Below are 11189 nucleotides of genomic sequence, written 5' to 3' on the forward strand. Positions count from 1 at the left end.
CCACCGACATCGTCGGTCGTGTGGGCCGCTCGTCGCGTAGCGCCCCTGCCAGGGCACGGAGGGGACTCCGGGGCCGGGCGGCAGTCCGTCCCCGGAGCTGTGCCCGCCGTCGCCACGAAGGGGCAGACATGACGTCGATCATCCTCATGAACGACCCCCGAGTCGTCGGCATCCCGGTACACGACTGCGGCGAAGCCCTCGTGGACCTGCGCCAACTGCCCTTCGTGGACGTCGACGACCGCCTGGCCGACCAAGACGGGGCCTACGCCCAGCTGCGCGAGGGCGTCGCCTGGCGCCTGGCCCGCGCCGCCCGGCTGCTGCCCGAGGGGCTGCGCCTCCTGGTCACCGAGGGATACCGCCCGCTTGCCCTGCAGATCCAGTACTTCGAGGAGTACGCCGCCGAGCTGAGGAAGGCCAACCCGGACTGGTCGGACGCCTACCTGCAGCAGCAGACGAGCCGCTCCCTCTCGCCGCCGGACGTGGGTCCGCATGTCGCGGGCGCCGCCGTCGACCTCACCCTGCGCACCGCGTCGGGCACCGAACTCGACCTCGGCACGCCGGTGAACGCAAGCCCCGAGGAGAGCGACGGCGCCTGCTACATGGACAGCGCCCTGATCTCGCCGGCGGCCCGCCGCAACCGCCGCACCCTCACCGCGGCCCTCGCCACCGCGGGCCTGGTCAACTACCCCACGGAGTGGTGGCACTGGTCCTACGGCGACCGCTACTGGGCCCTCGCGACGGAGGCGTCCAGCGCGCGATACGGGCCGGTGACGGTCGCCCCGGCGCCCTGAGACCACCGTCCTCACGACAGCGGCCGCCGCTATCACCGGCACACTTCACCCGAAGCGGGGGGCGTGCGGCGGGCCGTCGGATCGGAGGGTGCCCGGCAGGAGAGTGCTTCCCGCTATGGAGAGGACACCGTCATGCCGATCGCCGGTGCGGCACGGCCGCTGACGGGGCGCGTCGTCCAGCAACTCGTCCACGTCACCATCCTCGACATGTCGACACGCCTTGCGGCGCAGGCGTTCCTGGCCGCGCTGCCCATGCTCATCGCGGTGGCCTCGTTCAGCCCGGAGGCCGTCCGGCGTGAACTGCTGCGCTCGCTGCGCTCCATGCTGGGCTCCGGTGGACCTGTGATGGCGCAGGCCCAGGGTGCGCTCGGGGGCGGGGACACCTCGACGCACAGCTGGGGCGCCGCGGGCGTGCTGGTGGCGCTCCTGTCGGCGACCGCCTTCACCCGGGCCCTGCAGCGGACGTGTGAACGCTCCTGGGACCTGCCCCGCTCCGGCGTGCGCCTGGTGGCCTGGCGCTGGGCGGTGTGGCTTCTGGTGTGGGTCGCGATGCTGATCGTGCAGGGCCTGCTGTACCGGGCGTTCGGCGCGGGCCCGGCCCTGGGGGTCCCCCTGCAGCTGGTTGCGTCGGTCCTGATGTGGTGGTGGACCCAGCATCTGCTCCTGGCCGGGCGAGTTCCCTGGCTGCCCCTGCTGCCGGGGGCCGTGCTGACCGGCACGGGCGTGGTCTCGTTCTGTGCGCTCTCGGGGCTGTGGCTGCCCCGCGCGCTGCGGATGAGCGAGGATCGCTACGGAGCCCTTGGCTCGGTCTTCACCATGCTCTCCTGGCTCATCCTCTTCTTCACCATCGTCGTGTTCGGCATCGCCGTCGGCCGGACACTCGCCCAGGAGGAACCCTTGCGACGCCGGCTGGGCCCGGCGAACGAAGCGTCACGCTGACACGGCGGTCACACGGCCCGCCCGCACCGCCGCCTTCAGCGCCCGGTGGTCGCGCTCGTTCTGGTCGGCGTACGTCTCCGCGAACCGTGCCAGGGCCTGGTCGAAGGCGTCGGAGTGGCCCAGGTAGGCGGCGACGGCGATCCGGTCGCCGGAGCGCGCGTGCGCCCGGGCGAGGGTCGCCCCGCACATCCGGCCGAACAGACGCATGACGTCGGGGGTCATCAGCTCGGCCTGCGGTATGGCCTTCCAGTCCCGCAACTGCCGCAGATAGAAGTCGCGTTCACGTCCGTCGAGCCCCTCGACCCGCTCCCAGCCCAGGAACATGTCGCTGGTCGCCTGCATCAGACGCTGTCCGGCGACGACCCGTTCCCCCTGGTTGAGGTGGCTGCTCGCGCCCGCGAACTCCGCGAGCACCGACGGCTGTGCTTCCTTCGCCTGCAGCAGGAGCGGGTCGGTGTCGTCGCGGCCGAGCAGCAGGATGATCCAGCAGCGGGTCCCGACGCTGCCCACCCCGACCACCTTCCGGGCCATGTCGACCACGCGGTACTGCGCCAGGAGGGCCCGTCGGTCGGCGGGCAGCGTCAGCGCATACCGGTCGACCAGCTCCCGCAGCTGGTGTTCCAGTTGCTTGCGCTCGACCCCCGGCATGAGGTCGTCGAGAGGAGTGATCAGGGGCGGGTCGGGCGCGAGCCGCAACTGGCCGTCGACCACCCGGGCCAGCTTCCCCAGGGCCTGGAGGTGGTCGCGGGTGCGGGCCTTGCTGATCGTCTTGGACACCCTCCGCCGCGTACGCGCGTCGAGCTTGGCGGACATCAGGGCGTGCAGATCCTGCGCGTCGATTTGCGAGTACCACACGGCGAGCGTCGGCATCCGGGAGAACTCCCTGATCGACTCACGGTACGAGCGGACGGTCGCGCGCACCACACGGGCCCGCTCCGAGGTCTTGAAGCCGTTGTCGCGCCCTGCGATCACGAGGCTGACCACCAGGCGTTTGACGTCCCACTCCCACGGTCCGGGCAGCGTCTCGTCGAAGTCGTTGACGTCGAACATCAGATGCCGCTCCGGTGAGGCGAGCAGCCGGAAGTTCAACATGTGGGCGTCTCCGCACAGTTGGGCCCGCAGGCCGCTGTCCGGTGTGGCGGCCAGGTCGGTGGCCATGATGGCGGCCGCTCCGCGGAAGAAGCGGAACGGCGACTCGAGCATGCGGCCGTAACGGATCGGCACGAGTTCCTGGAGCCGGCTCGCCGACTGCCGCTCGATCACGTCGACCGGGTCGGGACGGTCCGGCGCGGGGGCGAACTCGGCGTGGTCGGACCGCCGGGTACGCGACCGGCCGGCCCGTCCCAGGGCCGCCCGCTCTCGCGGGGTGAGATGAAGATGCGTGGTCTCGGTCATGGTGAGCTCCTTCCAGGCGCTGAGGACTCTGGGCGCGGCGCGGCGGCACGGCGTCACCCCACCGGTGTGAGGTCGCCTTCCAGGGGTGAGGCCCCGCGGGCTCCGAGGCCGCAGACTGAGGGGCATGGAACCGACGATGCGAGGACAGCGATGGCTGGCCCGTGCGTCCCTGGCATCCGCCGCTGCCGCGGTGCTGGTGCTCGGAGTTTTCGCGGGCGTCAAGACCTTCGCCTTGCTGGGCGTGGGGCTCGCGGGCCTGGCGATCACGGCCGCCGCGGTCTGGTGGATCCTCAGCAGGCGGGGCCTGCCGCGGATCCTCGCGGTGCTGCTCGCCATCTCCGCCCCGGTCTGGGTGCTGGTGGAGTACACCCAGGCCAGACTCACCTGGGTGGCCCTGTTGTCCGGTGGTCTCTGGCTCCTCGCGGCGGGCACGGGCCGTGCGGCCCTCGCCCGGCACAAGGCCCCGGATCCGATGCCGGAGCGCCCGGCCTCCGGGTTCCGCCACCCGGTCCTGATCATGAATCCGCGTTCCGGGGGCGGCAAGGTGGGCCGGTTTTCGCTGCGCGAGCGGGCAGCCGCGCTCGGGGCCGAAGTGGTGCTGCTGGAGGGGAGCGGCGAGATCGACGTGGCCGCCCTCGCCCGCACCTGTGCGGCCGAGGGCGCCGATCTGCTCGGCGTCGCCGGCGGGGACGGTACCCAGGCGCTGGTCGCCGATGTCGCCGCCACCCTCGACCTGCCCTTCCTGGTGATCCCGGCGGGCACCCGCAACCACTTCGCCCTCGATCTGGGCCTGGACCGCGACGATCCGTCGACGGCCCTGGACGCGCTGAACGACGGGGTGGAGCTGCGGGTGGACCTCGGCCGGGCCGGGGGGCGGCCCTTCGTCAACAACGTGTCGTTCGGCGCGTACGCCGAGGTGGTGCAGAGCCCGGCCTACCGGGACGGCAAGTCGCGCACCACCCTCCAGCTGCTGCCCGACCTCCTCGTGGGCCACAAGGGTGCGCGGCTGACGGCGCGTGCCGGGGAGCACGACTTCTCCGACCCGCAGGCCCTGCTCGTGAGCAACAACCCGTACGGCACGAACGACATCGCCGGGCTCGGCCGCCGGACACGGATGGACGGCGGGGTCCTCGGCTGCGTCGGCATCCGGGTCGCCAGCGGCGCGCAGGCCGCGGGGCTGCTGCGCGGCGAGTCGGCCGCCGGACTGACGCGGGCGACGGCCACCACCGTGACCGTCGACGCCGATCAGGAGGAGATCCCGGTCGGCATCGACGGCGAGGCGGTGCGCCTGAGGACCCCCGTGCACTGCGAGGTGCGGCCGGGGGCCCTGCGTGTGGTCGTGCCCCGGCTGCGGCCGGGGCTGTACCGGGAGCGCCCGCGCCTGGACTGGCGTCTGCTCGTCAGGCTCGGGCTGACCTCCGCTACATAGGAGCCCCGTAGACCTTGTGCGCCTGCCGGTGGCCGTACGTGGCCAGCGACCAGATCACCAGGACGTCCAGGGCGATGATGATGGCGGACCAGATCGGGTAGTACGGAGTGAAGAAGAAGTGCTCCATGGCGCTGAGCGCCGCGACGCCGATCCCGACCGCACGGGCCCAGGTGTGGCCGGAGAACAGGCTGAATGCCGCCGCGAGAACCAGCACGCCGGAGAGCATCTGGACCCAGCCGCGGAGGTTGACGTCGAAGTCGAAGGGATAGTCGCTCTGCGATTGGTAGAAGTTGTCGTCGAGGATCGCGGTGAGTCCCGCGATCGCGTGGAACGCGCCGATGATGCCCAATATGCACACCGCGAAGACGACACCGCCGACGGCGACCGGATTGACGCGGGGCTGCGGTTCGGGCGGGTCGGAACGCGACTGGCCCGGTGACATCCGCTCAGTCATGTCGAACCTCCTCCTGGGTGGATCCGGAGCATCCCGCCCGGTGGTGCCCGGCCGGTTCACCCGCAAGGGATGACCCCGGAGGTCCAGGTGATGGCACCGTCACCCGCACAAGGTGATGCCGTCGGCCGTGCTGCCAGGAGAATGGCGGCCGATGGCAGAGCCGTCGCACAGGAGGTGGCGCCATGGGCGGGGCACAGCAAGGCTCGGGGCCCGAACCGGCAGGGACACCACCTGGCGGCGCCGATTTCGAGATCCGCGTCCGGGGCCGGATCGGCGAGGCTTTCCGTTCGGCGTTCGTCGAGATGACGGTGGTGTCGCGCCCGGCCGAGACGGTACTGATGGGTGCGGGGCTCGACCAGGCCGCCCTGTACGGGATCCTCGACCGCATCCAGGCGCTTGGCCTGGAACTCATCGAGGTGCGTCGTTTGCCGGAGGGCGGCGTCTAGAGCGGGACCAGGTAAATGAAGCCGAACGGCCTCTTCCGTAGCCGCTGTGGCGGACCCACGGTGTAGGGATGGTGAATATGCCCTGCACATGGGGAGGTGAGGGGCATGTCCGCGGCGCTGTGCGCGGATCGAGGAAAGGGCTCGTCGAGAGCGGCAGGTGAAGTCCCCGCTCCGAACGGCCAGTTGAGTGTGCTCAGCCGGGAGGCCCACACGGCCGACTCGACGATGACGACCTGCCTGGTGTGGGTCGCGGGCACGTTGGTGCGGATCGCCGGGGAGGTGGGTGATGTCCGCAGCGCGGGTGCGCTGGTGAGCGAGGCGGCCGCGGTGCTCGCGCTGGTGCCCGCGCAGCCGGAGCGGCCGGCGAGGCGGCCCGCGGAGCCACTGACGCGGCGTGAGCTGGTGGTGCTGAGCCGGCTTCGGCAGGAGGTGCCGCTGCGGCAGATCGCCGACGACTTGTACGTCTCGGTGAACACGGTCAAGAGCCACGTGCGCTCCGTGTACCGCAAGCTGGGCGTCAGCTGCCGGGCCGAGGCCGTGCAGCGTGCCCGCACGCTCGGGCTCGTGTAGAGGTCGGCCGGCCGACGGCCGTCACCAAACGCCTTAGGAATCAGAGCAGTTGAAGCTCGCGCGCCCGCCGGACCGCGGCTGATCGCCGGGTCACGGAGAGCTTGCGGTAGACGCTCTTGAGGTGCGTCTTCACCGTGTTCACCGAGAGGTACAGCTCCTCGGCGATCTCCTCGGTGGTCATCATCTGCGCCAGCCGGTTCAGGACGTCGCGCTCCCGGGCGCTGAGTCGCTCGGTGTGCGTCGGCGTGACGGCCGCGAGGGCGAGGCCCGGGCGGACGTTCGTACGCTGCGGTGCGGCGGTGGCGACCTTGTGGCGGGTGGAGTCGAGCAGGGACACGCAGGCCGGCGCGAGGGACCGCAACACGGGCCTGGGCAGCCTGGAGGCGGCCACCACCTCGCCGATCGCGGCGGGCGCCGCGCCATTCTGCTCCGCCGCCGTGGCGAGCCCCGTCGCCAGCGAGCCGACCTCGGAGAGGAAGGCGTCGGGCCGCCCTCCCAATACGGCACCGGCGGCGCGCAGTTCGTGTCTGGCCCGGCCGGGCTCGGCGCGCGCGAGCTCGACCCAGGCGCGCACCAGGTGCAGGGAGGCCTGCGCGCGCTCGGCAACGGCCCAGGTGGGCAGGGAGGGCTGGGTGGCCTGGGCGGCGAGTTCGCCGGCGGCACGGAAACGGCCGCGGAGCGCTTCGAGGAGCGCGAGCTCGACGAGGCAGTCCCGGCGCAGCGCGCCGTTTCCGGCGGCTCCCGCGGCCTTGAGCGCTCCGGTGAGGGAGGCTTCCGCGGCCTTGAGGCTGCCGGACCGCAGTTCGCCGCCGCCGCGGATCGTCAACGTGAGCGCGATGATCTCGGGATGGGGCGTGAGGGATGAGGGGGGCAGATGCGCGAGGGCGGACTGCGCGTCGGCCGCCGCGGCACGCGCCTCCAGGGGGCTCGGGGAGCGCAGCTGTTCCATGCGGATCAGGGCATGGGCCAAGCGGCACCGGGCCGTGCGCTCCTCGTCCGCCGTCAGGTCGGCCAGCAGCCCGCCGGCCAGGTCGAGATACCGGCGGCACAGCTGGTCGTCGTCGCGTGCGCGGGCGACCGCCGCGGCGAGCAGCGCGGGTTCGGGGTCTCCCGTCGCAGGTGGTTCGGGTGGCCGTCCGGTCAGCTCACCCGGCAGCCGCAGCTTGGTGAGGCCGAGCACCTGGCCGATCGCCAGACGGTCCACGATCAGCCGCCCCGTCTGGTCCCAGTCGCCCGCGGCGAGCAGGTGCCGCACGGCGTCGGCCAGCCGTCCGTGCTCCCCGAGCCAGGCCGCGGCACGGCGGTGCAACGGGGCGACCAGGCCGGGCTTCTCGTGGCGCAGGCACATCCGCAGGACGTCGGCGAACATCTGGTGGCAGCGGTACCAGCCGTGGCCGACGGGCTGCAGGAACGAGTTCTCCCGGACGAGCGAGGCGAAGTGCCGACCGGCGTCCTCCCCCGAGAGCTCCACCGCCAGTTCGGCGTTCATCTGGTCGAGCACGCTCGTCGTGAGCAGCAGCCGGCGCATGCCCGCGGGCTGCAGATCGAGCACCTCCTCGACGAGATAACTGGCGATGGCCTCGTCGTCCCCGGCGAAATGTGCCACGAACCGCTCGGGATCGCTCTGCTTCTCCATGGACATCGCGGCGAGGCGCAGTCCCGCGGCCCAGCCGTCCGTACGCCGCCGCAGCGCGCTGACCGTCTGCTTCGGCACGTCGATGCCGTGCTGCGCGAGGAGCGCCGCCGTCTCCTGGTCGTCGAAGGCCAGGTCGCCGGTGCGCAGTTCGGTGACCTCGCTGGTGAGCCGTCCGCGGTGCAGGTGCAGGGGAGGGTCCCGGCGGGCCAGCACGATCAGATGCAGCAGTCCCGGCAGGTGTCGCAGGAGGCTGCTGACGCCCTCCGCGATCGGGGAGCCGGGAGCGGGCTGGAAGTCGTCGAGGACCAGGACGATCTGCTCGCCGCACCTGCTCAGATCGGCGGCGAGCGCCGCCACGAGCAGCGGTTCCGCCTGCTCGCCGTGCGGTTCGGGCAGGTCGAGACCGGCCTCGCGCAGCGTGTTGATCACGCGCGGCCAGAAGACGCAGGACTGCTCGGTCCGTCCGTCGCAGGTGACCCAGGCGAGCGGGCCGGGCAGCCGCCGGCTGTGCGCCCACTCCAGGGCGAGGGCCGTCTTGCCGGCGCCGACGGGGCCCACGATCACCGTCAGCGGTCCGCGGACGCCCCGGGCGAGGCGGTCGGTCAATCGGGGCCTGGGGACGATCCAGGTCGGTACTGCGGGCGCCGTATCGACGGATGAAGGGGCCGGAACGCTGTCATGTGAAGGCGGTGAGTACTCGACCATGGACGGCACCTCGCTCTCGGAGCAAGTGGTGCGGCTCGGCAAGTATGGGGCGCACACGACGGCGTGAACGCGCGGCAGGCGCCATCTCACCCGGGTGAAGTTCCGGGGGAGACGGCGCCTGTCGGAGCGCTCGGTCCGGTGCGGCGGGCCGCTCGGGTCACTTCGGCTGGAGTGCCGCGACCAGTTCCTCCTCCCGGTCCTTGGTGAGGGAGGTGCGGATCACGGAGGGGTTGAAGGGGCGTACGGCGTCACGGACGCGGTCCGGGGTGGAGCGCCGGACGAGGGCGAAGACGGCGGCACGGCCTGGTTCGAGCGTGCCGGCGATCTCCTTGACGAAGGCGTCGTTGATGCCGATGTCGCTGAGCTTTCCCGCGATGGCGCCGGTGGCGGCCCCCACCGCGGCACCGAAGACCGGCATCAGGAAGAGGAGCCCGAACAGCGAGCCCCACAGGGCCCCGCCGGCCGCGCCGGTGGACGTGGTGCCGAACGTCTGGCGCACATGGATCTTGCCGTCCATGGTGCGCCAGGCGAGCGCCGCGTCCTCCAGGTCGAGCAGTTCCTGGCGGGCCAGTTCCTTGGAGAGCCGCAGAACTCCTTCCGCCTTCTCCTTGTCCGCGAATCCGAGCACGACGAGATCGGCCATCAGGACCTCCTGCGTTGGTTGCGGGTCGTCGGGTCCGGCCGTACCTGGGGTGTGACCGGGTCGCCCAACTTCTGTGCCATTGCGGTGAGTGCGGTCAGGACGGGGGCCAGTGCCTCGTCGGTGAGGAAACCCTCGGCGACGGGTACGGCACCGGCGTCACGGAGGGCCTTGCGCAGGTACTTGGCCCAGATGTGCTCCAGCAGGACGAAGGCCGCCGCGGCCCCCGGGTCGAGGGACTCGCCCATCTCCCTGATCTCGTCCAGGGTGAGCCCGAAGGCATTCCCCCCGGCCAGGCTCGGGTAGGCCTCCTCCGCGCCCCGGACCTCCTCGGCCGTGATGCCGAGCAGCGCGGCCACCGTCTCGCCCATCCCTTCCGCCTGGAAGTCGAGGGAGAACAGATTGCCGTCGGGTTCCTTGCGGACGAAGAGCATGTCGAGGACGCGGATCTGTCCGTTCGCCTCGAGAATCGCCAACTCCTCGATGATCCGTCCCTCGAACTTGGCGTCGGGGCCGAACTCGACCGTCAGGAGTTGTACCGGTCCGATCCCAGCCATCGTGTCTCCTCTCGGGGGATTGCCGCTGTCACGTCCGTCATCACAGCGTCGACCCCCGGGGTGGCGCGTCACCCGCCGCAGGTGAAGGAAGCGGGCGCGGACGCCCTGACGGTGGGGGGCGGAGGTGCCACGCCCATGACGCAGCCACAGACACCAGAGGGTCACAGCCAGAGCAGCGCCACCGAGTCCGAGCTCGAGCGCCTGCGCGCCGAGGTCGACCGACTGCGGGACCGCTCGGGCACCGAGCGGCGGCGGCGGGTTCGTCTGCTGGCCGTCCGGCGTGCCGTCGCCGCCGTACTGATCGCCCTGGTCGCCGTCCTCGCGGTCACCTCGATCGTGGGGGTGTGGGGGTCGCGGACCACCCTCGACACCGACCGCTGGATCGCCACGGTGGGGCCGCTGCCCGAGGACCCCGACGTCAACGCCGCCGTCTCCACGTATCTGACGCGCGAGATCTTCGATCAGCTGGACGTCGAGCAGCGGCTGGCCGACGCCCTGCCCCCGCGCGCCTCCTTCCTCGCGGCGCCGGTCACCGGGGCGGTCCACGACCATGTGCGGGACTCGATCTCCAAGCTCATCGCCAACGACCGGTTCCAGGAGCTGTGGCGCGCGACGAACCGCCGCGCCCACGAGCGGATCGTCGAAGTGCTGGAGAAGCGCAACGAGAACGTCAGGGTGGACGGCGACACGGTCACCCTGAACCTGCTGCCGGTGGTCAACAACGTCCTGCGGTCCCTGGAGGAGCGACTGCCCACCATGTTCGGCAAGAAGCTGGACCTGCCGCCCCTCTCCTCCGGCGAGATCCCGCCGGGCCTGCACGACCGCATCGAGACGGCGCTCGACGTGTCACTGCCCGAGAACTTCGCGCAGATCCGGATCTACAACCGGAACGAGCTGGGCCAACTGCAGGAGGCCGTCCTGCTGTTCAAACGTGCCGTGGTCGGCCTGGTGATCGCCGTGCCGCTGCTGCTCGGACTCGCCCTGTGGATCTCCCCCCGGCGCCGGCGCACCCTCCTCCAGCTCGGACTGTGGCTGGTGGTGACCGTCACCGTGCTGACGGCCGTGCTGCGGGCGGTCCGCGACCAACTGCTCGGGCAGGTGCCGGACGGCGTCTACCGCGACGGCGCGCGCGCCGCGATGTGGACCGTGTTCGAGACCCTGCGTGACCGCGGCGACCAGCTGCTGTGGCTGGGTGTCGGCATCGCCGTGCTGGCGTACCTGGTGGGACCGGGGCGCCTGCCCAAGGCGCTGCGCCGGTACGCGGCGCAGGGCGCGCGGGCCACGGGGCACGTCCTGTCCAAGGCGGGCGACCGGGTGGACGGTACGCGGGTGCGGCCGTGGCTGGCGCACCACGCCGACGTGCTGCGGGTGGCCGGCGTCGTCGTGGCGGCCCTGATCGCCCTGGTGCTGTCGTCGTGGACGGCGTTGTTCGTGGTCGGCGCGCTGCTGGCCGCGTACGCGATCGGGCTGACCCTTGTCGTCCGCGCGGAAGGCGTGTCGCCCGAAGACACAGGCGCGGAAGGCACCGGCGGGGAAGGCACAGGCGGGGAAGGCTCACCCCGCGAAGGTGAGGCGGGGCGTCAGGCCCCCGCGAAGACTGGCGCATCCGGTTGACCGAGGCAGGGAG

General features: G+C 71.8%; 11 protein-coding genes. 6 read left to right on the forward strand and 5 right to left on the reverse strand.

What is annotated here, in order from left to right:
• Positions 1-128 precede the first annotated feature (128 nt).
• A complete protein-coding gene (locus tag ACWGIH_RS29660; RefSeq protein WP_453442697.1) occupies positions 129-791 on the forward strand; it encodes a M15 family metallopeptidase in 663 nt (220 codons plus the stop codon).
• Between the two features lie 132 nt (positions 792-923).
• Entirely contained in the window at positions 924-1730 is an 807-nt protein-coding gene (locus ACWGIH_RS29665; protein WP_453442696.1) for a YhjD/YihY/BrkB family envelope integrity protein, read from the forward strand.
• On the opposite strand, the gene ACWGIH_RS29670 is transcribed toward ACWGIH_RS29665, so the two are convergent.
• Complete coding sequence (locus ACWGIH_RS29670) at positions 1722-3125, reverse strand: DUF2252 domain-containing protein (RefSeq protein ID WP_453442694.1); 1404 nt, start codon at positions 3123-3125, stop codon at positions 1722-1724. The genes ACWGIH_RS29665 and ACWGIH_RS29670 overlap by 9 nt on opposite strands.
• Before the next feature lie 124 nt (positions 3126-3249).
• Between ACWGIH_RS29670 and ACWGIH_RS29675 the strand changes: the two genes are divergently transcribed.
• Positions 3250-4554 (forward strand): diacylglycerol/lipid kinase family protein, encoded by a 1305-nt coding sequence (locus ACWGIH_RS29675; protein WP_453442693.1) that lies wholly within the window; start codon positions 3250-3252, stop codon positions 4552-4554.
• On the opposite strand, the gene ACWGIH_RS29680 is transcribed toward ACWGIH_RS29675, so the two are convergent.
• A complete protein-coding gene (locus tag ACWGIH_RS29680) occupies positions 4547-5008 on the reverse strand; it encodes a DUF7144 family membrane protein (protein ID WP_453442691.1) in 462 nt (153 codons plus the stop codon). The genes ACWGIH_RS29675 and ACWGIH_RS29680 overlap by 8 nt on opposite strands.
• A gap of 182 nt (positions 5009-5190) precedes the next feature.
• On the opposite strand from ACWGIH_RS29680, the gene ACWGIH_RS29685 reads away from it, so the two are divergent.
• Positions 5191-5454, forward strand: coding sequence for a hypothetical protein (locus ACWGIH_RS29685; protein WP_453442689.1), 264 nt, complete (start codon positions 5191-5193; stop codon positions 5452-5454).
• A 105-nt stretch (positions 5455-5559) separates the two neighbouring features.
• Positions 5560-6024: a LuxR C-terminal-related transcriptional regulator gene (locus tag ACWGIH_RS29690; RefSeq protein WP_453442687.1), complete on the forward strand. Its 465-nt coding sequence runs from the start codon at positions 5560-5562 to the stop codon at positions 6022-6024.
• Positions 6025-6064: 40 nt separating this feature from the next.
• Here ACWGIH_RS29690 and ACWGIH_RS29695 read toward each other — a convergent pair whose 3' ends face one another.
• From ACWGIH_RS29695 to ACWGIH_RS29705, 3 genes are all read right to left on the reverse strand, one after another.
• Positions 6065-8365 carry a LuxR C-terminal-related transcriptional regulator gene (locus tag ACWGIH_RS29695; RefSeq protein ID WP_453442686.1) on the reverse strand — a complete coding sequence of 767 codons (2301 nt, stop codon included), beginning with the start codon at positions 8363-8365 and terminating at the stop codon, positions 6065-6067.
• A gap of 157 nt (positions 8366-8522) precedes the next feature.
• Positions 8523-9008: a DUF1269 domain-containing protein gene (locus ACWGIH_RS29700; RefSeq protein WP_453442684.1), complete on the reverse strand. Its 486-nt coding sequence runs from the start codon at positions 9006-9008 to the stop codon at positions 8523-8525.
• Complete coding sequence (locus ACWGIH_RS29705) at positions 9008-9562, reverse strand: DUF1269 domain-containing protein (protein ID WP_453442682.1); 555 nt, start codon at positions 9560-9562, stop codon at positions 9008-9010. Before ACWGIH_RS29705 ends, ACWGIH_RS29700 begins: the two co-directional genes overlap by 1 nt.
• A gap of 135 nt (positions 9563-9697) precedes the next feature.
• Between ACWGIH_RS29705 and ACWGIH_RS29710 the strand changes: the two genes are divergently transcribed.
• Positions 9698-11176, forward strand: coding sequence for a hypothetical protein (locus ACWGIH_RS29710; protein WP_453442681.1), 1479 nt, complete (start codon positions 9698-9700; stop codon positions 11174-11176).
• The last annotated feature ends 13 nt before the right edge of the window (positions 11177-11189 follow it).

Source organism: Streptomyces sp. NPDC054872 (genome assembly GCF_053610705.1).